The sequence below is a fragment of the Photobacterium sp. Ph5 genome (assembly GCF_022129445.1).
In the GTDB taxonomy this organism is placed as follows: domain Bacteria; phylum Pseudomonadota; class Gammaproteobacteria; order Enterobacterales; family Vibrionaceae; genus Photobacterium.
Genome location: NZ_JADQAQ010000013.1, coordinates 1 through 25,972, shown reverse-complemented (window position 1 = coordinate 25,972; position 25,972 = coordinate 1). Strand labels below are relative to the sequence as shown.

The following is a 25,972-nucleotide window of genomic DNA, read 5'->3' as shown; positions in this document are numbered from 1 at the left end:
TCATATTTGTCGGCTTTTATTTGACCCAATGATTATAAAGTCACAATTTAAACACTAAATGATGCGCCACAACCACACGTTGTTGTTGCATTTGGATTGTTAACGAAGAAACGCGAACCTTCTAAACCTTCAGTGTAATCAACAGTACCACCAATCAAGTACTGTAGGCTCATCGGATCAACCACTAACGTTACACCGCTATTTTCAATGGTCATGTCACCGTCATTAACTTTTTCATCAAAAGTAAAGCCGTATTGAAAGCCACTACAGCCACCACCAGTGATATACACACGTAGCTTTAGATTCGGGTTTTCTTCTTCAGCGATCAGTGTTTTTACTTTATTCGCTGCAACATCAGAAAAAGTTAGCGGCAAATTAGCATCGCTCATTACAAAACCTCTCACACACTTCTGTTAATTACGCTGATTATCTAATACCTGACTATGTTGTTCAAGTATTAGGCTCACTTGTTGGAGAATCATGGCGTAAACGCTCTTTTTTAATTGTTCGGTGTAGCAACTGCGAATAAATCGGTTGACCGCCTAACATCTGAGCAAGCATAGTCGCACCGAGAGTCGTAACAATCAATGGTAAAATAAGGTGATAGTTATTAGTCATCTCAATAACCAACAAAATCCCCGTAATCGGAGCGCGTACCGTTGCCGCAAAAAGTGCCCCCATTCCAGCAATAGCAAACAGTCCAGGATCAATCCCTAAATCAGGATAAATGCCTTGTGTGATCATGCCATAAAAGGTACCAAATAAGGTGCCTAAGGCTAACATTGGAGCGAAAATACCACCTGGAGCCCCAGAACCAAAACAGAGTAATGTGGTTGCAATACGTGCAAAGAACAACAGCATTAACATCCCCAAACCGTAATCGCCGTTAGTCGCATGAGGAATAAGGAAAATACCGCCGCCAGTTAACTCAGGGAAATACAACAGAAGTAAACCAAAGCAACCACCAATTAATGCACCGGTAATTAAGTAACGCTTATGCTCATTACGATGGATTTTAATAAAACCATCTAACGCAAAAATAATCATACGGTTAAATAGGACACCAAAGCCACCAAATAGCATCCCTAAGACTAAAAATAGCCATAATGACTTCAATGCTGGTGCATCATATTGTGGCATAGAGATAACCGCTTCTTGGCCACGTAAAAGGCGAAAGACAATATTCGACATTACTGCAGAGATCATCACACATTTCACAGAAATCAAACTATAGCGAAACTGCGGGCGCATCTCTTCAAGCACAAACATGATCCCTGCCATCGGCGCATTAAATGCCGCCGCTAAGCCACCTGCAGCACCCGCCGCGAGTAAAGAATGGCGACCTTCTTTATCTTTTAATCGGAAAATATCAGAGATCATTCGTCCAATATTACCACCCATTTGCACGGTTGGACCTTCACGACCCAATACCATACCGGAGCCTAACGCACCTAAACCGCCAAAGAATTTAACAGGAATCACACGCCACCAGCGAACCGGACGCATCTCTTCCATTGCACCTTCAATTTCAGGAATACCAGAACCGCCGGCTTCAGGCGCAAAACGACTGACAAGGTAATATCCAACAAACGCAAGTGATGCGCTGACAATAAACGCGGCGAGCCAAAGAGGAAGTACACTGGTTATTTCATTACGTAACCAGTCTGTACGTTGATCCGTTACCCAATTGACACCAATTTCAAACATAGTGCCGACTAAACCCGCAAGAGTACCGACAAGTGCTGATAAAAATAGAACAGAAACAGGCGTTTTATCACGGGTAAGCAACTGTCTTACCAAAACGCGAGGTTGAAGATGAGGAGGCATGTGAATACCATGCGTTTTATCAGTCATTTTTCGGCCGTATTGTCAAAAGATTGCATATAGAATGCAGGAAGGATAAATGAAACTATGGATTTAGAAGGGTAATCTAAGATGGATGTTTATTATACTGCTAATGTTGAAAAATAGCTTTGCAGCTGTGACTTGTATAACAAAATAACAGTAATAAATTATTCAATTCGCGCAAGTAACCACCGTAATTCGTTCTCCCTAAATTACATCCTTTTAGGTACAATAGGCTAATAACAATCTACACACTTCTCTGGCCTCAATCCCTAGGACAGAAAACTATGTGGATTGGATTTACGCCTGATTATTTTATATAGGATCTAACAATGAGCAGAACAAGCAAATCGGCTGATTTATTTGCCAAAGCACAACAAAAAATTCCTGGTGGCGTTAACTCTCCAGTGAGAGCATTCGCAGGGGTTGGTGGCACACCACTCTTTATCGAGCGTGCTGATGGCGCTTATATTTTTGATGCTGATGGTAATGCATACATCGATTTTGTTGGCTCTTGGGGTCCAATGATCTTAGGCCATAACCATGCAGCTATTCGTGATGCGGTGATCGATGCTGCACAACAAGGATTAAGTTTCGGTGCACCAACAGCAATGGAAATCACCATGGCTGATCTTGTATCGAAACTTGTGCCATCGATGGAAATGGTACGTATGGTAAGCTCTGGCACTGAAGCAACCATGAGCGCTATTCGTCTTGCACGTGGTTTTACTGGTCGCGATAAGATCTTAAAATTTGAAGGTTGTTACCACGGTCACGCAGATTGTCTACTCGTTAAAGCAGGCTCTGGCGCATTAACTCTTGGTCAACCAAGCTCACCAGGCGTACCCGCAGATTTTGCAAAACATACTCTAACAGCAACCTACAACAACCTTGATTCTGTCCGTGAAGCGTTTGCAGCTCACCCAGAGGAAATTGCTTGTATTATCGTTGAGCCTGTTGCGGGTAACATGAACTGCATTCCACCTGTACCTGGCTTCCTTGAAGGGCTACGCGACATCTGTGATGAATTTGGCGCGCTATTAATTCTTGATGAAGTAATGACAGGCTTCCGCGTGTCAGAAGGTGGTGCTCAAGGGTATTACAACATCAAGCCGGACCTAACAACACTAGGAAAAATCATCGGTGGCGGTATGCCAGTTGGTGCATTCGGCGGTCGTCGTGAAGTGATGGAATTTGTTGCTCCAACAGGTCCAGTATACCAAGCCGGTACACTATCAGGTAACCCTGTTGCAATGGCGGCAGGTCATGCTTGTTTAACAGTATTAACTGAAGACGGTAATGAAAAACGTCTTGCTAATACCACTAAACGTCTTGCTGATGGCTTTAAAGCACTTGCAGATAAACACGGTATTCCACTTGCTATTAATCAAGTTGGCGCAATGTTTGGCTTCTTCTTTACTGATCAAGAAAACGTAACCTGCTACGAAGATGTAACGAAATGCGATGTAGAACGTTTCAAACGCTTCTTCAATTTAATGCTAGAAAAAGGGGTATACCTAGCGCCTTCAGCGTATGAAGCTTGCTTTACCTCGCTAGCACATACAGATCAAGTGATTGATGCAACACTTGAAGCGGCTGACTTTGCTTTTGCAACGCTTGCTAGTGAAAAAAGCCCTGAATAATTCAGAAGCCTCAAATAAATAAAAATAAAAAAGGTCACAATCTGTGACCTTTTTTTATGACATTATTTTAGTATCTAAAATACAGAAACTGCGTTTAACTACAACCATAGATACGGCTAAGTTATTGCCAAAAATACAATGCAAGCAGTACCATGATAACTAAAATAATTAGTGCAATCGGTGGTTTGCGCTTTTTTTTGTCATCACAGCCACAATTACAACATCCCATAAGCCATCTCCACGATAAAGGGTATAATCGATAAGTTATAGCGATGATGATTATAATGATAATCTTTATCAATAACAGCAGTAATGATGATGCTTATTAATTAAAGGATATATACCGTGCCACAGCCATTTAAAATAGAGCCTCGCCATTGGCTCCTTATTATTGCTTTATTTGTAGCGGCATTTGCCAGTTACAAGCTCATCGAACCTTACCTAGGGCCAATTGTTCTCGCCTTTATTATTTCATTACTGTTTGCGCCACTACATAAACGCCTACTTGCGTTGATGCCAACCCGCGCCAATACCGCTGCAATGCTGTCATGTTTTACACTTACCGTGATCATTGTGATTCCGTTACTTGTGGTGTTTTCGTCCATTGTTCATCAAGGCACAACCGTTTCTAAAGAAAGCTATGAATGGATCACATCCGGTGGCCCGAAAGAACTCTTTGCCCATCCTTACGCTCAAAAAGCGCTGTTCTATATTGATAAGTACTCGCCATTCCATGATTTTGATCCACAAGTCATTATCCAGAAAATTGCCACAACGGCCTCTCAAGTGGGCTCTCAAGCACTAAATATCAGCGCACGCATTCTAGGCGATGCAACCAGTATTTTAGTGAACTTTATGATGATGCTATTTGTACTTTTCTTCCTTTTACGCGATAACGACAAAATGATTGCCGCAATCCGTCATGTGATCCCACTATCTCGTAGTCAAGAAGATGAAATCATGAATGAGGTTGAGCAAGTGGCAAAATCTGCCGTACTTGGATCATTTTTAACCGCCATAGCACAAGGCTTAGCCGGTGGTTTCGCCATGTGGCTATGTGGATTTCCAGGACTTTTCTGGGGCTCGATGATGGCATTTGCTTCATTGATCCCAGTTGTAGGTACCGCACTTATCTGGCTACCAGCATCTCTATACTTACTGTTAATCGGTCAATGGGAGTGGGCATTATTCTTAGCGGGCTGGGGCATTATTGTGGTTGGTTCAATCGATAACGTTGTTCGTCCACTATTGATGCAAGGCAGTTCAAGCATGAATACCTTGCTGATCTTCTTCTCTATCATTGGTGGTATCCAATTATTTGGTTTGATCGGTATGATTTACGGTCCAATCATTTTTGGCGTAACATTAGTGTTATTTAAAATGTATGAAGTTGAATTTAAAGACTTCTTAGAACAACAAGATACTCACTAACCCTTCATTACAATGCCGCCTTTATTCTAAGGCGGCATTTTTCTTCTATTCAATCTTCCTCTCTACTGCTGATTTCTTTTCAACGGCACATAATTATGGAACAATTCGCTCCCAAATTTATGATGTCTACATTGAGGCCAGTTACATGTCTTATTGCGCCGCGAGCCAGGTTGTTGCTCGTCAATCTGAGTTTTTTGAAAACCGTAAAGTCCTTATCGCTGGCGAATTAAGTGATACCTTCGCATCAGAGCTATGTCAAACCGCTCAAACGGTATCGGTATTTACCACAAACTATGGCTTCTACTCAGATATCGAACGTTTTAATAATGTAAGTAGTTACTTCGGGGCTGAGTTAACAGAAACATTAGATATCGATATGATCCTGCTTTACTGGCCTAAAGCAAAAGCAGAAGCTGATTACTTGTTAACTATGTTACTGAGTAAATTCGGTACTGGTGTTGAAATTTGTATCGTCGGTGAAAACCGCTCAGGGGTACGTAGTGCAGAAAAACTTTTTGCAGAATATGGCCCACTGACTAAATATGATTCAGCACGTCGCTGCAGTTTTTACTGGGGCCGTTGTGATAACACACCAAAAGCTTTTAATTTATCAGATTGGTTCCGCAGCTACCCTATCGATATTGCAGGTGTACAACTCACCGTTCGCTCATTACCTGGGGTATTTAGCCATGGCGAATTTGATAAAGGCTCAGAATTACTGCTAAACAATCTGCCAAAATTACACGGTAAAGTATTAGATTTTGGTTGTGGTGCCGGTGTGATTGGCGCAGTGATGAAAGCCAAATACCCAGCCATTGATTTAGAACTATGTGATATTAGTGCGCTAGCCATTGAATCGGCAAAAGAAACATTTAAGGTCAATAACCTTGAAGCGATCAAGTTCACTGCTACCGATGTCTATAAGACGTTAACGGGCCCTTACCAGTTCTTGATCAGTAACCCACCGTTTCATGCGGGGTTAAAAACGTTTTATGCCGCAACAGAGCTATTTATCAACGATGCACCACGATACCTTAGCCATAACGGTCAACTCGTCATTGTAGCCAACAGTTTCTTACAATATCCGCCGTTAATTGAAGCAAGCCTTGGTGAGTGCAACATTACGGCTAAGACCAACAAATTTAATATTTACGCTGCAACCAAATAACCGTTAATTTATTTCAACGGAACGTTTATCTAAAGAGGGGCATTGTTGTCCCTTTTTTATAATTAAAACTCCGTCAAAACCGTTAATTTTGTGTTTTACGACACGCTTCATTATCGCTGTACTTGATCGCTTTAAATAAGTCCGTATAAGCAGTATCATATTAAGATATATGGACTTAGTGATTTCTAACGAACGGAAAAATTGTCAAAAACGTCATTTTTAAAACGTTTTATAATTCAACGTTAGTCTCTAATCCTCAATCCAAGTCGAATTACAATCATATTATTCAGGCACCGGAATGCAGAATACTAAACGATTTAAACGTCTCCAACATACGTTAATGTTGGCCTTTATTGTGCTTAGCATCACTCCTTTGGTTTTATCTGCCTTATATTTTCTTAACTCTCATACCAAAGATCTTGCTGAACAAAGCATCAATCACTTAGCTTCTTTACGTGATAATAAGCAAAAGCAGCTTTACAGTTTTTTTGCCGCAAAAGAATCAGAGGTGAAGAGCTTCGCTCGCTCAGAATTATCGAATAACAGTGGCGGTCGCTTTTATGGTTTAGTCGGTGCCTACCATCAACTTGGTGATATAGAACAGCAACTTGCTTCTCAAGGGCATGCCAATTATTTCTCGCAAACTCTCACCAAAAAAAATGACACTCATAACAAAACAACTTATGTGGGACATGAGCGCTATCGTTTAATGTACAAGCGCTACAATGCTGTTTATAAAGAGTATTTAAAGCGGTCTGACTTCAAAGACATCATGCTAGTTGATCGTTCTGGTAACGTGGTTTACTCCGTTCATAATCACCAGTTATTTGGTGTCAATCTACTCACGAATACACAAGCATCACCAGCATTAAAGCAAACCTTTGAAACGATAACCGAAAAAACCAAGCAAAGTCAGGCGAAACCAGATCAAGTACCGGTGACATTTACCGACTTTAGTCAAACAGCCAACACTAGTGATACTACTGCATGGTTTGCTGCACCAATCATCCAACAAGGTTACTTGCATAGCTATGTCTTTATGGAGCTAAGCAATAAGGCCATCTCTGAACTTATTCAAGATCTTGGTAATAATGCAAACTACGTTCAAACCTTATTGATTGGTCAAGATCATAAACTCCGTTTTTCAGCAGAAACTGGGGTTCCCACCACACTAAAAAGTGAGAGTATCAGTGAAGCACTCGCTGGTAAATCTGGTGTAGGTAGCTTTCAAAACTACGATAACATACCTGTACTTAGTGCCTTTTCACCACTCGATATCCTTAACAATAAATGGGCATTAGTGGTTGAATTACCAGAAAAAGAAGCCTTTGCTCGAATTACTGAACTAGAGAAAATATTCGGTGTGGCAATGGTCACCGCTATTATTTTGGTGATTTTTGCTTCTCATTTATTATCGAATTCAATTACAGCACCATTACTACGATTAACTTGGGCAGCAGAGAAAGCCTCTGGGGGCGATTTAGATCAAGTCATCGAAGGTACTGAACGTAGTGATGAAATTGGTCGTCTTGCGATAAGCTTTTCACGTATGCAACGATCTATTCGCGAAAAAATAGGTTTAATTAAAACTCAGAATGACGAATTAGAGCAAAGCCTTAAGATTATCAAGCAAAAAAACGATGAGCTACAAACCGCAGATAAACTTAAAGACGAATTCCTTGCAACCACATCCCATGAATTACGTACCCCACTCCATGGCATGGTGGGTATTGCTGAATCTTTACTTGCAGGAGCAAATGGACCAGTAAAAGATTCTCAACGTCGTCAATTAGAGATGCTCATCAACAGTGGACAACGTTTAACTAACCTTGTGGATGATCTACTGGATTACCACAAAATGCGTTATGGTGATTTAGATATTCATCGCCATGCGATTGATCTGTCTGCTGCGGTGAGATTGGTTCTGGAGCTTTCTAGTCATTTACTTGGCAATAAACCAGTAAGGATCATCAATCAAATCCCAGCAGATTTACCACTCGTTGATGCAGATGAACAACGTTTAGAACAAGTGCTCTATAACCTTGTCGGTAATGCGATTAAATATACCTCTGAAGGTAAGATCATTATTTCAGCGACTGTATTAGAACAGCAATTACGAGTACAAGTCGTCGATACCGGACAAGGTATTCCCAGTGAGCAACTGGAGCATATCTTTGAACCACTCATTCAAGCAAACTCAAACTCGGCAAACTATCGCCAAGGGGCTGGTCTTGGTTTATCGATTAGTCGACAACTCATTGAGTTAATGGGAGGCCGCTTATATGTCAGCAGTCAACCAATGATTGGTACCACCTTTAGTTTCACTTTAAACCTTGCAACTGATGAACAAATTAATGCGATATCTCATGATTCAATGCTTCAGCATTTTCAAGCGCCATCATTAGATCAACGTTACTATGATGGTACCAATTTACCTGAAAATCCTAACGGTGATCTTATTCTTGTTGTTGATGATGAGCCCGTAAACCTTCAAATTTTAAATAATTTTTTACGTCTTGCTGGCTATCGAGTCAAAACGGCTGATAGTGGTCATCAAGCATTAGAAATGGTGCACCAACAACGCCCAGATCTAATCTTACTCGACATTATGATGCCAGAAATGAGCGGTTACGAAGTCTGTTCTACGTTAAGGAAGCAATATTCAATCTTTGAATTGCCAATAATGATGCTGTCAGCCTTAGGACAGATCCAAGATCGTATTAAAGGTTTTGAGTGTGGTGCCAATGACTATTTAACCAAACCCTTTAATAAAGAAGAATTAATTGCACGCATCCAAGCTTACTTGCAAGCCAGAAAAACCGAACAAGAAAAGCAGAAAAACCTGACTCTTCAGCAAGAGATTCATCGTCGAGAGCAAGTAGAAGTCAGTTTAATTGAGGCACAAAGCCGCTTGCTTGGGCTCCTTGATTCAACCAGCGAAGCAATTATCTGTGTTCAAAATGAAGGTCGTATTCGTTACGTTAACAGTGCTGCAGGTAAGTTATTTAAACGATCACCAGAACAACTAGAGCGACATACAATCTCGGATATTATCGCTGCAGATCTACCGAGTAGTATTAATGACAGCCATCATTACAATGGCAAATTAAGCTTTTTTATTAATGATGAGATCCAAACATTATCAACCGATATCATTAATCTTCCTGAAGAATCAGGTCTTAAACAAATGTTTGTATTTGATAGCCAAGGCCCTTCAGCAGACCATCGTATTGGCTTACTCGAAAATGCTGTTGATATGTTGTCAGAATTTGCCTTTAACGGGGATAAAAATAACTTGCAGCAACTCAGAGAGCTTGGTGGCGAATTCACGCGTCTGGCTGATAAACTTGATGGTAGTGGACAAAATAAAGGGGATCTTATTCGCCAACTCTTGGTTGAGTCGATGAGTATGACTCTTTCACTATGGGAAAATGATACCAAGAAAACCAAATTTGAATTAGCAGAAGAAAGTGGGTTATGGCGAGTATACCTTGATCGTAGCACCTTACAAACACGTACTCTTGATAAGTATCTACATATCGATACGTTACCCAAAACACCGCGTTGGCGAACTGTTATCCATACGATGGATTACGTACTAGAACGCTGCCCTCAAACAACAATAGAGCGTCAAAATGTGGTAGCTATGCGAGACAAACTACACCACACCATTAGTACTAGCTGATTGAATGCTTTACACCAAATATAAAGGCTCTCTCGTGAGCCTTTTTTATATCCATAATATTCAAACTCAAAACATCACGCCTCACTACAAATACAATAATAACGCCATAACAAGCTCTTCTTTTTCGGGTTAAATCTTTATCACACCATCGAATAAATCTGTTTTTTTAAATAAGAAAATATCTCATTAAAAAGCATAAAAATGACATGAGTCACACTCTATTTTTTGACTATTTTTAAAGCAATTACCGCTATTTAAGGCCCATAACGCTAGACTAACGAATTAGTTTTTGTTTATGAGAAGCGAATCACAACAAACCTTGGTGATAAATTTTACGCACAGAAATAACCACAATAAAAAGCGTCTGTTACATATATAGATACAGGAACAAAAGAAAATTAACCATAAAAAACAATGACTTATTTAACACCAATTTTATTACCTACTAACTAAAACTGAAACAACAAGTGTGATGTAACACACAGTTAACATGTTTTAATTTACTACTAAAAAAACCAAAATTAACGTTTTTAACGTTGTTTTGCTTTATTTTAACGTTTTTGACGAGAAGCTCGATTGACGATTTATCGATTACAGCGAATATTTAACCCACTGAGAGCTTACAAGGCCATTCACCGGTTCAGCGTTACTCAGTTCCGATGAAGTAAGTTCAAGGGCTCCAATGATGGAGCAACTTTAATTTCCATTAAGTGAAACAGAGCTAAGAGTAAGGAACAGCTATGCTTGCCAATATTAACAAAACTAAGTTAGCACTTGCCGTTGTTGCAGCAGCAACCGCTTTTACAGCACCAGTAGTATCTGCAGCAGAAAAAAGTGAACTAACAGTCGTACCTGATTTCTACCCTACAATGGTACGTAACTTTAACCCTTTCCTAGCAACAAACCTACGTACTACAACTGAGTTTGTTTACGAGCCATTGGTTGTTTTCAACCAAATGAAAGGTAACGAGCCAGTAATGCGTTTGGCGAAAGACTACTACATGTCTGACGACCTAATGCAAGTGACGTTTGAAATCCGCGATGGCGTTAAGTGGTCTGACGGTAAAACGTTCTCTGCTGATGACGTAGTTTATTCTTTTGATCTACTTAAGAAGAACCCTGAACTAGACCAACGTGGTATCAACAAGTGGGTTAAATCAGTTAAGCAAGACGGTAACAAAGTTATCTTCGATTTAACTGAAGCGAACTCGAACGTACCTTTCGAAATTTCTTTCGTACCAGTAGTGCCTAAGCACATCTGGAGTAAAGTTGAAAATCCAACAACTTTCACCAACGAAAACCCAGTAGGTACAGGTCCGTTTACTGAGATTGATACATTTACTCCTCAGCTTTACGTTCAATGTCGTAACCCTAACTACTGGGATAACGACAACCTAGAAGTTGACTGTCTACGTGTACCTCAGATCGCGAACAACGATCAGTTGCTAACAAAAATCATCAACTCAGAGTTAGATTGGACTTCATCGTTCATTCCTGACATCGACAGCACTTACGCTGCAGCGAACCCAAATCACAAATACTGGTACCCAGCAGCGGGCACTCAGTCATTCATGTTGAACTTCAAGTCGCCAAAAGATGGCAACAAAGAAGCAATCAACAATGTTGACTTCCGTCGTGCCTTCTCAATGGCTATCGACCGTCAAACAATCATCGATATCGCATTCTACGGTGCGGGTACTCCAAACGATTACGCGTCTGGTCTAGGTGATGGTTTTAAAACTTGGTCTGATGAAGCTGTACATAACAAGTACAAAGCATTCAACACATACAATGTGAAAGGTGCTAAAGAGCTTCTAGCGAAAGCTGGCTTTAAAGATACTGACGGTGATGGTTTTGTAGAATCACCAACAGGTAAGAAGATCGAACTTACAGTTCAATCTCCTAACGGTTGGACTGACTTCAACAACACAGTACAGCTAGGTGTAGAGCAGCTTCAAGAAGCGGGTATTAACGCGAAAGCAAGTACACCTGACTTCGCTGTTTACAACGAAGCAATGCTAAACGGTACTTACGATGTAGCTTACACAAACTACTTCCACGGTGCTGATCCACACCTATACTGGGATAGCGCGTACAACTCACGCCTACAATCAGGTGAAGGTATGCCTCGTTTTGCTATGCATTACTTCAAGAATGCAGAGCTAGACACGCTACTAGATAGCTTCTATAAGACAGCTAACAAAGATGAGCAGTTGAAGATTGCTCATGGCATTCAGAAAATCATCGCTGAAAATCAAATTACGATTCCAGTAATGTCTGGTGCGAACAACTTCCAATACAACGAAACTCGCTTCACTGGTTGGTGGAATGAGAAGAACCCTCAAGGCCGTCCAATGGTATGGGCAGGTGTTCCTGAGCGTCTACTTCAAGTACTGGATCTAAAACCAAAAGCATAATATCTGCTTAATATTTGCGGTGCACGCCTTGTGCACCGCCTCTTCCCCTCAATCCTTTCTTCTATAAAAGGTATGGCGCCGTGCGTCAGGGGGTTTTACGTCCTGAATTCAGCTCAGGAAGGCAAGCTGGATGTGTAAGGTGTGAGTTATGGGATTTTTTCTACGTCGTTTATCGTTTTATTTTATCGCGCTAATTTTCGCGGCAACGCTAAACTTTATTCTTCCGCGTGCGATGCCAGGTGACCCAGTTACCATGATGTTCGCAAACGCAACTGCACAGGTAACCCCTGAGCGTATTGAAGCCATGAAAAAGCTGTTAGGCTTTGTTGATGGTCCATTATATGAACAATACTTTTCTTACCTAGCTAACGTATTTACGTGGAACCTAGGTACTTCAATCAAATTTTATCCTCTATCAGTTAATGAACTGCTAGGTGGTGCTGTAGGCTGGTCACTATTTTTAGCGGGCTCTGCAGTAATCCTTTCTTTCTGTATTGGTTCTGTCTTAGGTATTTTCGCGGCATGGAAACGCGGCAGTACTTATGATGCATTCATCTCACCAGGTATGTTGGTTATTCAAGCGGTACCACCGGTTGTAATCGCAATGCTTGTTATGTTCACTTTTGCTATTGGTTTACGTTGGTTCCCAACGGGCAACGCATTTACCCCAGGTGTTGTTCCTGACTGGTCAAGTTGGGCTTTCTATAAAGACGTAATGTACCACGCTGCATTACCACTATTTTGTGCCACAGTAATTCAAATCGGCGGCTTCTTGATCAACATGCGTAACAACATGATCAACCTGCTAAACGAAGATTACATCACAATGGCAAAAGGTAAGGGCTTAAGCGAAAACCGTGTTGTCTTTAACTATGCGGCTCGTAACGCAATGCTGCCAAGTGTAACTGCACTTTCTATGGCATTGGGTATGGCTATCGGTGGTCAGTTGATTGTTGAAATTATCTTTAACTACCCAGGTCTTGGTACTGTAATGCTTAATGCTATTCACTCACGTGATTACCAAGTTCTTCAGGGACAATTACTGATTATGACCATGTTCATGCTGTTCTTTAACTTCATGGCCGACATCCTGATCGTTGTGCTAGACCCTCGCCTACGTAAAGGAGGCAAATAATATGAAAGCCTTATTTAAATTATTATCTGGTAACCCTAAGGCTATGTTTGGCCTTAGCATCATCACTATTTTTATTCTAGGTGCTATTTTTGCTCCTCTTATTACACAGTTTTCACCAGACAAACGGACAGGAAAACCTCACGAGTACCCTTCGTTTGTAGTAAAAGCGGCACAAGATAATCCAGACGGTTGGATCGCTGAAAACTTAGCAGATAACAAGCGTCGTATGTTGATGTCAAAAGATGCAGAGCACCTATTAGGCACATCTCGTATGGGTCGTGATATCTGGTCTCAGCTAGTATATGGCGCACGTACATCACTAGCAGTAGGCTTTGGTGCTGGATTCATGGTGTGTTTCTTAGCGACCATCATTGGTATCTCAGCAGGTTACTTCGGCGGTAAAGTCGATGAAATCTTAACTGCGGCCATGAACATCATGTTAGTTCTACCGCAGCTCCCCTTACTATTTGTTATCGCAGCCTTTATTGGTCAAGCAGGTCCTCTAACTATTGCGGTGGTTATTGCCATGACCTCCTGGGCATGGGGGGCACGTGTTGTTCGAGCACAAACCTTATCACTACGTGAAAAAGAATTTGTAAAAGCAGCAGAAGTACTAGGTGAATCTTCATGGCGTATTATCTTCATTGAAATTTTGCCTAACCTAATCTCTATCGTTGGTGCAAGTTTCATTGGCTCGGTAATGCTTGCCATCATGACCGAAGCTACACTGTCATTCTTAGGCTTAGGCGACCCGAACTCAGTAAGCTGGGGCGTGATGCTGTACAACGTACAAACATCATCTTCAATGCTGGTTGGCGCTTGGTGGGAATTATTAGCTCCATGTATTGCACTAACACTGATTGCTGTCGGCCTTGCAATGCTTAACTTTGCTGTCGATGAAATTGCCAACCCGCAGTTACGTTCACATAAAGGCATGCGCCGCTGGAAAAACTTAGCAAAAGAAAATGCTAAGAACGCAAAAGAAGAAAAAGAAGCAAACGCTGTGGACGCTCCTCAGCCAGCCCTACAAGGGGGAGATAAATAATGACCAATCCACAAATCTCAATTCGTAACTTGTGTGTTGATTACATTACAGATGCAGGTGATGTTCGCGCAGTAAATAATGTCAGCTTTGACATTGGTAAAGGTGAAATATTCGGTCTTGCTGGTGAATCAGGCTGTGGTAAATCCACTGTTGCCTTCTCACTGATGCGCCTGCATAAGCCGCCAGCATTCATTACCGGTGGTGAAGTGATTTTTGAAGGCCACGGTGACATTTTGAAAAAATCGGATGCGGCAATGTCAGCCTTCCGTTGGAGCGAAATGTCGATGGTGTTTCAAAGTGCGATGAATGCCTTGAACCCTGTTTTAACCATGGAAGAACAATTTTGTGACGTAATCATGCGTCACACTAATATGTCTCGTCAGCAAGCGGTTCGCCGTGCTGAAGGCCTATTAGAAATAGTTGATATCCACCCAAGCCGTTTACGTGATTACCCTCACCAGTTCTCTGGTGGTATGCGTCAACGTTTGGTTATCGCGATTGCTCTTGCGCTAAATCCTAAGATGATCATCATGGATGAGCCAACAACAGCACTTGATGTTGTAGTTCAACGTGAAATTCTACAAAAGATTTATGCCTTAAAAGAAGAGTTTGGTTTCTCAATTCTATTCATCACTCATGACTTGTCATTAATGGTCGAGTTCTCTGACCGTATCGGCATCATGTACTCCGGTGAGTTAATTGAAGTTGCCCCTTCTAAGCAAATTCTAGAAACACCGTTCCACCCATATACTGAGGGCTTGGGTAGCTCATTCCCTCCTCTGACTGGTCCAAAAACAAAGTTAACAGGTATTCCTGGTAACCCATTGAACTTACTAGAAGTACCACAAGGTTGTCGTTTCCAGGCACGTTGTAGCAAAACAACCGATGCTTGTTTTAAAACACCAACCCAACTGACGCAAATTGAACCAGGTCGTTTATCAAACTGCCACCTATTCACTAAACGTGGTTAATAAAATAATAGGCAGTATTTAGGAGGCATTATGAGCAAACCTGTCGGAAATCCAATTATTGAAGGTAAAAATCTAATTAAAGATTTTTCCGTTAACAGTAATTCATTAAAGAAATCAAAGATGCGTGCAATCAACGACGTGTCTTTCAAAATGTACAAAAGTCGTGGTCTTTCCGTTGTTGGTGAATCAGGTTCTGGTAAATCAACAACAGCGAAAATGATTGCAAAAATGTACGCGCCAACAGATGGCACAATTGAATATTTTGGTCGTGATATCCAGTCAATCACTAAACATGATGACTTAATGAAGTATCGCCAAGGTGTACAAATGGTATGGCAAGACCCATTCGGTTCTTTAAACCCTACTCATACTATTTTCCACCACATTGCACGCCCATTGCTGATTCACAACAAAGTGAAATCAGGCAATAAAAAAGAGTTAGAAGAGACGGTTTACAATTTACTTGAACAAGTTGGCTTGATCCCGCCAAAAGAGACTGCTGCGAAGTTCCCCCACCAGCTGTCTGGCGGTCAACGTCAACGTGTTAACCTAGCACGTAACATTGCCGTAGGGGCTGAAGTCGTTCTAGCTGATGAACCAACCTCAATGCTCGACGTTTCTATTCGTGCAGGTGTACTAAACCTGATGGAAGAAATGAAATTTGAGCGTGAAATGGCACTACTTTACATCACGCATGATATCGCAACAGCACGTTACATTGCTGAAGACCTAGCGGTAATGTACGTTGGCCACATGGTTGAGTGGGGTGATACGGAAGAAATCATTCACGATCCACAACACCCGTATACCCAACTACTTGTATCTGCGGTTCCTGATCCAAGTAAGTCGATCCATGAAAAGCTAAAAGGTAATAAAGGTGAAATCCCGCTATGGACACCAGAAAGTGCTGGCTGCCCATTTGCAGGCCGCTGTACTCACGTTACCGATAAGTGCCGTGAAAAACTACCAGGTGTAACTCAGCTATCTAATAACCACTTTGTACGTTGTTACTTATACGAAAATTAATAATAGCTCGTTACTAAATACGACTTATCTGCGTTATTGGTCGCCTTAGCTGTTAAATGGTGGTTTCACAATGCTGAAACCACCTTTATTTGGCGACACTAGGAGGATCCATGCAGCTGTTAACTAACCATCTGGGCTATGAGCGTTTCAACGTTAAACACGCTCTATTACAAACTAACTCTCAAACTTTAACCGGTACTGCAGAGCTTGTTTGTAACCAGACGAATACAACTATCATGCAGCTGCCATTACATGCCTATGACAACATAGCACAATGGCATACTGGTAATATTTACCTTATTGACTTCTCTTCTTGCCAACAAGTTGGTGAGTTCCGTATTCGCTATGCAAACAGTGAATCAACTATTTTTACCATAGCTGAAGGCGTGTTAATGCAACAAACCTTCAGTGATGTTCTGCACTACTTTAAATCTCAACGTTGCGGCGGTATTTTTGATCAAGCGGATAAAAATGCTGTTGTACTCAATTCAGATCAAACCGTCGATGTTCATGGTGGTTGGTACGATGCATCAGGCGATGTGAGTAAGTACCTAAGCCACTTATCTTTTAGTAATTTCTTAAACCCGCAACAGACTCCAATGATTGTGTGGAACATGCTAAAAGCCTATGACGAATTAGATCATCAAGACGATATCGCAGATTTTACTCGTGTACGTCTCCTTGAAGAAGCCACTTTCGGTGCCGATTTCTTACTGCGCATGCAACACGCGCAGGGCTATTTCTATATGACGGTATTCGACAAGTGGAGCAAATCTCCACAACAACGTGAGATTTGTGCTTATGCAACTCAAGAAGGTATTAAATCAGACGATTACCAAGCCGGTTTCCGTCAAGGTGGCGGAGTAACCATCGCTGCCCTTGCAAGTTTATCGCGTATTGCTCAACTGAATTCAAGTAAGCGTCTTGGTGCATTTTCAAGTATCGATATTGAGCGCTACCTTCAAGCGGCAGAGCTGGGCTATTGGCATTTAAAACAACACAACACTGAATACTTAAACGATGGTACGGAAAATATTATTGATGAGTATTGTGCATTGTTGGCAGCCGTTGAGTTATTCCGCAGTACTCACCAAGATCGTTATTTAGTAGAAATGCGAGAGTGGGCTACACGTTTAGCTAAGCGTCAAATGTCAGATGAGAATATTAAATATTTCTGGTCTGCGACTGAAAACGGTGAACGTCCTTATTTCCATGCCGCAGAAGCAGGCCTTCCTGCCATTGCTCTGATGCAATATTTAAGTGCGGAAACTGATGCAGAAGCAAAACAAGCGATTGAGCAAGTCTTAGTTAATGCATTGAACTTTGAATTAACGATTACAAATGAAGTAACTAACCCATTTAACTATCCTCGCCAATACACCAAAGCGGTAGATGGTGAAAAGAAAACGGCTTTCTTTGTTGCTCATAACAATGAGTCAGGCTACTGGTGGCAAGGTGAAAATGCGCGTCTTGCTTCATTAGCAACCATGGCTTTCATGGCACAAGACTATATTCAAGACCTAACTCTGCGCCAAGGTTTAATGCAGTTTGGTCAACATGCACTTGACTGGATCGTCGGCTTAAACCCGTATGACATGTGTATGTTAGACGGTCACGGTCATAACAACCCTGATTATTTGCCTCACTTAGGGTTCAGTAATGCTAAGGGTGGTGTGTGTAATGGCATCACCTCAGGCTTTGAAAACGAGGACGACATCGCATTCAATCCAAAAGACCAAAAAGACGATATGCTGCAAAACTGGCGTTGGGGTGAACAATGGATCCCTCATGGTGGTTGGTACTTACTAGCAATAACCATGCAGTTTAAGGAGCGTCACCATGGCTGATATTCGTTACTTAGTCGGCGTTGATGGTGGTGGCACTTCTTGCCGCGCACGTATTTGCGATATCAACGGACATATTTTAGGTGAAGCAAAAACGGGTAGTGCCAATATTCTATTAGGCAGTAGCGTTGCTATGGCATCAATCAATGATGCAATAGCAACTGCAGCCAGCCAAGCGAGTCTTAATAAGAGCCATTTTGGTTATATGTCAGTAGGCCTAGCACTCGCAGGTGCTGAACAACAAGACGCATGGTACGCCTTTATGAAACAGCCTCATTCTTATGCCGCAATGACATTAAATACCGATGCCTATGGTGCATGTTTAGGAGCTTGGGGGGGGAAAGATGGTGCGATCTTAATTGCCGGTACTGGCTCTTGCGGGATCTTATTAAAAGATGGTCAACAACATGTGGTTGGCGGTCGTGAATTCCCTATATCAGATCAAGGTGGTGGCGCTGTGATGGGGCTACGTCTTATCCAACAAGTGCTATTAAGCGTTGATGGTATTGTTGAACAAACGCCCCTTGCACGTTCAGTTCTCGAATACTTTAACCATGATGTCGACAGTATCGTGTCATGGTCTAAGGCTGCTCGTCCTTGTGATTATGGGCAATTCTCACCAAGTATATTTGCTCACGCAGCACAAGGCGACAAACTAGCGGTAGAGATGCTATCGCAAACAGCAGCCGATATTGAAATGTGGATGAACGCACTTATCCAACGTGGCGCAGACAAGATTTGTTTGATGGGAAGCATTGCAGAACGCATTCATGCTTGGCTTGTACCGCCAATGCAACAACGTATCGCGACACCTCAAGGTGACGCAATGGATGGTGCTATCGCTATGGCGCGTAGCAATCATGATTTATATCAGCTTTAAGGGGGAAGTATGAGTTACCGCCTTGATTTTACTGTTATAGAAAAAACTGAAAGTGAATCTCGTTTTGCCTTAAGTTTACATAACTTAACTGATAAACCGTTACATGATTGGTCACTGCATTTCCTCTTTAACCGTTACGTGAAAGCAGATACCTTATCTAACGGTGTAGTGAGTCAAACTGGCAGCTATTGCACACTTTCAGAAACGGATTTTTTACCTGCAAATGGGTTGTTCTATACCGAATTTTCTGTTGGTACTGCGCCGTTCACACTGTATGACGATGGTATTTTAGATGCCTTTATCTCATTAGCATCGACCGATGAATACATTAAACCATTAAAAGTCGATATCAGTACCATTAATCTCGACCAACCTGCACTGGAGCGTTATAACACATCTCTCCCAGTGAAAGCTGCTGATATTGCCTTGATCCCTAAACCTAACAAAATGTTGCCGTTGCAGGGCGCTTTTCATATTAACCAACAGACTGCAATTTCAACACCACCAACATTGGCACAAGGTGCTGTTAATTGGCTACAGACAGAGCTCAATAATTTACTAAATGAGCCTGTCGCGGTTAATCAACAAGGCAATATTCATTACGCTTTGAATAAAGACATCGTGGATGAAGGCTATCGTTTATTAGTCGAAAACGATAACGTCTGGATCCATGCAAATTCAGCATCTGGTTTTGTTTACGCTACTTCAAGCTTGCTTCAATTGATACCAAGCACACCGTCGCATCAGGCTGATTGTGCCTATCCGATCCCAATGGTAGATATTAATGATCAACCACATTTTGGTTATCGCGGTATGATGCTTGATTGTGGTCGTCATTTTCATCCCGTTGAACGCATTAAGCACCTTATTAATCAACTTGCGCGCTACAAATTTAATACCTTTCATTGGCACTTAACCGATGATGAAGGCTGGCGAATCGAAATAGATGCCTATCCAGAGTTAACCCGTATTGGTGCTTGGCGAGGTCCTAATGAAGTGATCGCTCCGCAATTTACAAATATCGCTAACCGTTATGGTGGTTTTTATTCAAAACAAGATATTCGTGATGTTATCGACTACGCTGCTGATCGTGGGATCATGATCATTCCTGAAATTGATATCCCAGGCCACTGTCGTGCCGCTATTTTATCACTTCCGGATCTGTTAATTGATCCAGAAGATATGTCTACCTATCGCAGTATTCAAAATTACAACGATAATATTTTATCGCCTGCAATAAAAGGTACTTACAGTTTTATTAGTAATGTATTGAATGAAGTCTGTGATTTGTTTCCAGCACCTTTTGTTCATATTGGTGCGGATGAAGTTCCAGCCGGCGTATGGACAGATAGCCCAGCTTGTCAAAAACTGATGGCTGATCATGGTTACGACGATCCAAAAGAGCTACAAGGTCACCTACTTCGCTTTGCTGAAGAAATTATTGGAAGTAAAGGCAAACGCATGATGGGTTGGGAAGAAGCAACCCATGGTGAAAAGGTAAGTAAAAATACCATCATCTTCTCATGGCAAAATGAGCAAGCAGGTTTAGAGTGCATTCAAAAAGGCTACGACATTGTGATGCAGCCAGCACAAGAGACTTACTTAGATTTAGCTCAAGGCTATTCAGCTGACGAAGCTGGTGTTGATTGGGCTGGAAAATTACCACTCGATAAAGTTTACAATTATTACCCACTCAGTGATCTATCCGAGGAAAACTCTGAGCGGCAGCACATTTTAGGCATTCAAACCGCCCTTTGGTCAGAATTAGTAAATAACCAAAGCCGATTTGAATATATGATTTACCCCCGCTTACTGGCAGTCTCGGAGATTTGCTGGAGCGACCCTAAACATCGTAACTGGGATGACTTCAAAGCACGTTTAAAAGGTCAACTTAGCTACCTGGACAAGGCGGGTATTAATTACCGCCACTGTGAATAACCACGCACAGTAGAGTGAAATTTTTTAAGGATTAAAAAGCAATGAAATACGGTTATTTTGACAACGACAACAGAGAATATGTTATCACTCGTCCTGATGTCCCAGCACCATGGACAAATTACTTAGGTACAGAGAAGTTCTGTACAGTAATTTCACAAAACGCAGGTGGTTACTCATTCTACAAATCTCCAGAGTACAATCGCGTAACGAAATTCCGTCCAAATGCGACATTTGATCGCCCTGGACACTACGTATACCTTCGTGATGATGCGACAGGTGATTACTGGTCAATCTCATGGCAACCAGTAGCAAAAAGCCTAGACGAAGCAACATACGAAGTGCGTCACGGTTTGTCTTACTCTAAGTTTAAGTGTGACTACAACGGCATCGAAGCAACTAAAACATTATTCGTACCAAAAGGCGAAGATGCTGAAGTTTGGGATGTTGTAATTAAAAACACGACAGATGAAGTGCGCACTATTAGTGCATTCTCATTTGTTGAGTTCTCTTTCAGCCATATTCAATCTGATAACCAAAACCACCAGATGAGCCTGTACTCAGCAGGTACGTCTTATGAAGCTGGCGTGATTGAATATGATCTTTACTACAACACAAATGAGAAAGAAGGTTTCTACTACCTAGCTTCTACATTTGATCCTGATAGCTATGATGGTCAACGTGACACTTTCCTTGGTGCTTACCGTGATGAAGCTAACCCTATTGCGGTTGAAAAAGGACGTTGTTCTAACCACGTACAAACCTGTTACAACCATTGTGGCTCACTACACAAGCAATTCACTATCCAACCAGGTGAAGAAGTACGCTTTAGCTACATCCTAGGTGTCGGTAAAAACGAAGGTCAACGCCTACGTCAAAAATACCAAGATATTGCTGCCGTCGATGCTGCATTTGCTGAAATTAAAGAACACTGGAACAGCCGTTGTAACAAGTTCAAGGTGACATCACCGAACGAAGGTCTAGATACCATGATCAACGCATGGACTCTATACCAAGCTGAAACATGTGTGGTTTGGTCACGCTTCGCATCATTTATCGAAGTGGGCGGTCGTACAGGCCTTGGTTACCGTGATACCGCACAAGATGCAATCTCGGTTCCTCACTCAAACCCAGAGATGACACGTAAGCGTCTTGTTGACTTACTACGTGGACAAGTTAAAGCAGGTTACGGCCTACACCTATTTGATCCAGATTGGTTCGATCCAGACATGGCTGATGTTGAGCCATCAAAATCACCAACAGTTGTTCCAACTCCTAGTGATGCAGATAAGATCCACGGTATCGAAGATACCTGTTCTGATGACCACCTATGGATCGTACCAACAATCTGTAAGTACGTAACAGAAACCGGTGAAGAGAGCTTCATTGACGAAGTGATCCCATACGCTGACGGCGGTGATGCATCTGTTTATGATCACATGAAAGCCGCACTCGATTTCTCAGCGGAATACGTAGGCCGTACAGGTATCTGTAAAGGTCTTCGTGCAGACTGGAATGACTGTCTAAACCTTGGTGGCGGTGAGTCAGCAATGGTGTCATTCCTTCACTTCTGGGCACTACAAGAATTCATCGAGCTTGCTAAGCATCAAGGTAAAGATGCCGATGTTGCTAAATACACTGAAATGGCAGCAAACGTACGTGAAGCGTGTGAAAAACACCTATGGGATGACGAAGGTGGCTGGTACATCCGTGGTCTAACAAAAGACGGTGACAAGATCGGTACAGCGCAACAAACTGAAGGTCGTATTCACTTAGAGTCAAATACCCTAGCAGTGCTTTCTGGTATGGCATCACAAGATCGTGGTGAGAAAGCAATGGATGCCGTTGATGAAAACCTATTCTCTGAATACGGTCTACACCTAAATGCACCATCATTCGCAACCCCTAACGATGATATCGGTTTCGTTACGCGTGTATATCAAGGCGTGAAAGAAAACGGTGCAATCTTCTCGCATCCAAACCCATGGGCATGGGTGGCTGAAGCGAAACTAGGTCGTGGTGATCGTGCAATGAAGTTCTACGATGCACTTAACCCATACAACCAAAACGACATCATTGAAAAACGTATTGCAGAACCTTACTCATACGTTCAGTTCATCATGGGACGTGATCACCAAGATCACGGTCGTGCAAACCACCCATGGTTAACAGGTACATCTGGTTGGGCATATTTTGCCGTGACTAACTTTATCCTAGGTGTACAAACAGGCTTTGCAGGTCTAACTGTTAATCCTTGTATTCCTACAAGCTGGCCTGGTTTTGAAGTGACTCGTGAATGGCGTGGCGCGACATACAACATTAAAGTTGAAAACCCAAATGGTGTAAGTAAAGGCGTTAAATCTATAACGCTAAACGGTGAAACAGTCGAAGGCGCAATCGCCCCTCAAGCTGAAGGCACAACCAATACTGTTACAGTAGTAATGGGCTAAAACGGTTAGGGAGGTGAATTCACCTCCCTCTTTTTATTTGAGAGAGAAATAGGAGTTCCTCCATGATTCAGTTTGGAACAGGTGGATGGCGTGCCTTCATTGGTGAAGAGTTTACTCAAGCAAATGTACGCTTAGTGGCTCAAGCCCTTGCTAACATCATGATCAAAGAGTCAGTAACTGAAAATGGTTTCATTATTGGTTACGACCGTCGTTTTCTATCCGATAAAGCCGCAACGTGGTTTGCTGAAGTTTTAGCGGGTAACAACATTAAATGTAGCTTCATCGATAAGTTCGTACCAACCCCTGTTGTGATGTTTAAAGCCAAGCAAACAGGTGCAACCTATTCAGCTTGTATTACTGCGTCTCACAATCCAGCAGATTACAACGGCATAAAAGTCTTCATTGAAGGCGGTCGTGATGCTGATGAAATCATTACTCAAAAGATTGAACAACAAATCGCAGTATTAACCGATGCGGATGTAAAACGTGTCGACTTTGAACAAGCACAAAACGATAAGTTAGTTGAAATAATCAATCCAATGAACGAGTTCGTTGATTCAATTATTGATTTCATCGATATGGAAGCGATTAAAAAAGCTAATCTTCGCGTTCTTATCGATCCTATGTTTGGGGTGGCAAAAAATGCACTACAAACGGTACTGATCAGTGCTCGCTGTGATGTGGACGTGATCAACGATAGTGAAAACCCAGGCTTTGGTGGTTTAATGCCATCTCCAAGTGCAGCAACGCTTTACCGTTTAAAGCATCTTGTCGCTCACGAGGGCTACGATATCGGTATTGGTACTGATGGTGATGCCGATCGTTTAGGTATTATTGATGAGAAAGGTAACTTTATTCACCCGAACGAAGTACTACTACTGCTATATTACTACATGCTTGAATATAAAGGCTGGAAAGGCTCGGTAGTGCGTAATATCGCAACCACCCACCTTTTAGATAAGGTCGCAGAAGCTTATGGTGAGAAATCATTTGAAGTGCCGGTAGGCTTTAAGCACATTAGTTCACAAATGGAAGCTGATGACTCTTTAATCGGTGGTGAAAGCTCTGGTGGTCTAACGATCCGTGGTCATATCAAAGGTAAAGATGGTGTATTTGCATCAAGTCTATTAGTTGAAATGATCAGCTCTACAGGTAAGAAATTGTCTGAATTACTTGATGAGATCTACGGACGCTTTGGCTATGCCTACACAGCAGAAGGCGATTGTACCTTTAAACCAGCTGATCGTGACCGTCTGTACAACAAGATCTATGTAGAAAAAGCATTGCCGGATTTTGACTATGAAATCGAAAAAGTAAGCTATGCCGATGGCGCTAAAGTTTACTTTAAGAATGGCGGTTGGGCGATTGCACGTTTCTCAGGTACTGAACCATTACTCCGTATCTTTGTTGAAATGGAAGATCAAGCGCAAGCAGAAGCAGTACTTGCTCAATTAAAAGCATTCCTTTCTGTTTAAAAAACATAGCTGTTGTTTTAGCAGATCACACCGCTGATCTTTGCTAGAGGGTAACTTTTCAGTTACCCTTTTCTTTTATCTTTTGTCACTCTCTTTACCTCCATATGAAAATTTGATACCCAGCCCATTTACAGTAATAACCCCATCTAAAAATAAAAATAGATAGCCCAATCACATAAAAATATCGATTTTGGGTCCATGATTATTAGGCGTTAAATTTATCGCAATCAAGGAAATCGGTATGAAAAAGATTATCTTTAGTATCATCGCTATTGTTTTAGCCATACTTTTCACCGAACATTTCCACTCATTTACAGTGGGTTTTAGCCTGGCCATTATCGCGGTTGGAATAAGCTATTTCATTGCTTATCAAGCAATTCGCCAACCTCAATATGTCATGAGCTACCTTGTACTTGCTGTACTCACAAAATTAGCTATCACTATTAGTGGCGTTATTTGGATCTTTTCTAACAACGTTATTCATTCACCAATCACTTTCTTAGTAGCTTATACTGTTTTTTCAGCTCTCATTACCTACCTAGCATCACGTTACCGTGCGTACTGTCGTGATCGTAGTGATAGTCAACAAAAGGAGATATTACATACAGGTCTCTATGAACAAATTTAAGGTATAACATTGAAATAAGAGCAAGGAGGTAAATATAACTAACAACGATAGTATTACCAAAGCTCAGAGCTTCACTTATTAAAGCTCAGATAAAGTAGGAAAGGAGGTCTCACATCATCTTAACTATTTTCAATAACAACTAAAGAAAAACCCAAGCCCTGTGACTTCAAACAGGGCTTCTTAAGAAATGGCAGATCGGACGGGATTCGAACCCGCAACCTTCAATCTGACAGGCCGCTAAGCTCTACAATAAAGAGGCTAACCAACTGAACTACTAACTCACTCAAATATATTTAACTCATTTAGTCAAAATGCAAAAAAGCCCTAGTCTTTCGACTAGGGCTTAATATAAGTGGCGGAGCGGACGGGACTCGAACCCGCGACCCCCGGCGTG

At 41.7% G+C, this 25,972-nt stretch carries 17 protein-coding genes; 15 read left to right on the top strand and 2 right to left on the bottom strand.

What is annotated here, in order from left to right:
* Window positions 1-47: 47 nt before the first annotated feature.
* Window positions 48-389, bottom strand: coding sequence for an iron-sulfur cluster insertion protein ErpA (gene erpA, locus I3259_RS07215; RefSeq protein ID WP_238029009.1), 342 nt, complete (start codon window positions 387-389; stop codon window positions 48-50).
* Between the two features lie 61 nt (window positions 390-450).
* A complete protein-coding gene (gene clcA / locus I3259_RS07210) occupies window positions 451-1,854 on the bottom strand; it encodes a H(+)/Cl(-) exchange transporter ClcA (protein WP_238029008.1) in 1,404 nt (467 codons plus the stop codon).
* A 323-nt stretch (window positions 1,855-2,177) separates the two neighbouring features.
* On the opposite strand from clcA, the gene hemL reads away from it, so the two are divergent.
* From hemL to I3259_RS07135, 15 genes are all read left to right on the top strand, one after another.
* Window positions 2,178-3,488, top strand: coding sequence for a glutamate-1-semialdehyde 2,1-aminomutase (gene hemL / locus I3259_RS07205; protein WP_238029007.1), 1,311 nt, complete (start codon window positions 2,178-2,180; stop codon window positions 3,486-3,488).
* A gap of 345 nt (window positions 3,489-3,833) precedes the next feature.
* Entirely contained in the window at window positions 3,834-4,919 is a 1,086-nt protein-coding gene (locus I3259_RS07200; RefSeq protein WP_238029006.1) for an AI-2E family transporter, read from the top strand.
* Between the two features lie 145 nt (window positions 4,920-5,064).
* The gene (rsmC, locus tag I3259_RS07195; RefSeq protein ID WP_238029005.1) at window positions 5,065-6,087 is read left to right on the top strand and encodes a 16S rRNA (guanine(1207)-N(2))-methyltransferase RsmC; all 1,023 of its coding nucleotides are present in this window, start codon (window positions 5,065-5,067) and stop codon (window positions 6,085-6,087) included.
* 298 nt (window positions 6,088-6,385) lie between these two features.
* The gene (locus tag I3259_RS07190; RefSeq protein ID WP_238029004.1) at window positions 6,386-9,772 is read left to right on the top strand and encodes a response regulator; all 3,387 of its coding nucleotides are present in this window, start codon (window positions 6,386-6,388) and stop codon (window positions 9,770-9,772) included.
* A 740-nt stretch (window positions 9,773-10,512) separates the two neighbouring features.
* Window positions 10,513-12,189, top strand: coding sequence for an ABC transporter substrate-binding protein (locus I3259_RS07185; protein ID WP_238029003.1), 1,677 nt, complete (start codon window positions 10,513-10,515; stop codon window positions 12,187-12,189).
* Between the two features lie 148 nt (window positions 12,190-12,337).
* Window positions 12,338-13,324: an ABC transporter permease gene (locus tag I3259_RS07180; RefSeq protein WP_105059479.1), complete on the top strand. Its 987-nt coding sequence runs from the start codon at window positions 12,338-12,340 to the stop codon at window positions 13,322-13,324.
* Between the two features lies 1 nt (window position 13,325).
* Complete coding sequence (locus I3259_RS07175) at window positions 13,326-14,369, top strand: ABC transporter permease (RefSeq protein ID WP_238029002.1); 1,044 nt, start codon at window positions 13,326-13,328, stop codon at window positions 14,367-14,369.
* A complete protein-coding gene (locus tag I3259_RS07170) occupies window positions 14,369-15,340 on the top strand; it encodes an ABC transporter ATP-binding protein (RefSeq protein ID WP_105059477.1) in 972 nt (323 codons plus the stop codon). The genes I3259_RS07175 and I3259_RS07170 overlap by 1 nt, the downstream gene beginning before the upstream one ends.
* A gap of 30 nt (window positions 15,341-15,370) precedes the next feature.
* The gene (locus I3259_RS07165; RefSeq protein ID WP_238029001.1) at window positions 15,371-16,366 is read left to right on the top strand and encodes an ABC transporter ATP-binding protein; all 996 of its coding nucleotides are present in this window, start codon (window positions 15,371-15,373) and stop codon (window positions 16,364-16,366) included.
* 110 nt (window positions 16,367-16,476) lie between these two features.
* A complete protein-coding gene (locus I3259_RS07160; RefSeq protein ID WP_238029000.1) occupies window positions 16,477-18,213 on the top strand; it encodes a glycoside hydrolase family 9 protein in 1,737 nt (578 codons plus the stop codon).
* A complete protein-coding gene (locus I3259_RS07155; protein ID WP_238028999.1) occupies window positions 18,206-19,090 on the top strand; it encodes an N-acetylglucosamine kinase in 885 nt (294 codons plus the stop codon). Before I3259_RS07160 ends, I3259_RS07155 begins: the two co-directional genes overlap by 8 nt.
* 9 nt (window positions 19,091-19,099) lie before the next feature.
* A complete protein-coding gene (locus I3259_RS07150) occupies window positions 19,100-21,028 on the top strand; it encodes a beta-N-acetylhexosaminidase (protein WP_238028998.1) in 1,929 nt (642 codons plus the stop codon).
* A gap of 41 nt (window positions 21,029-21,069) precedes the next feature.
* Window positions 21,070-23,475: a N,N'-diacetylchitobiose phosphorylase gene (locus I3259_RS07145; protein WP_238028997.1), complete on the top strand. Its 2,406-nt coding sequence runs from the start codon at window positions 21,070-21,072 to the stop codon at window positions 23,473-23,475.
* Between the two features lie 62 nt (window positions 23,476-23,537).
* Window positions 23,538-24,950: a phosphoglucomutase/phosphomannomutase family protein gene (locus tag I3259_RS07140; RefSeq protein WP_238028996.1), complete on the top strand. Its 1,413-nt coding sequence runs from the start codon at window positions 23,538-23,540 to the stop codon at window positions 24,948-24,950.
* Window positions 24,951-25,191: 241 nt separating this feature from the next.
* Window positions 25,192-25,578, top strand: a complete 387-nt coding sequence (locus I3259_RS07135) for a hypothetical protein (protein ID WP_238028995.1) — start codon at window positions 25,192-25,194, stop codon at window positions 25,576-25,578.
* The last annotated feature ends 394 nt before the right edge of the window (window positions 25,579-25,972 follow it).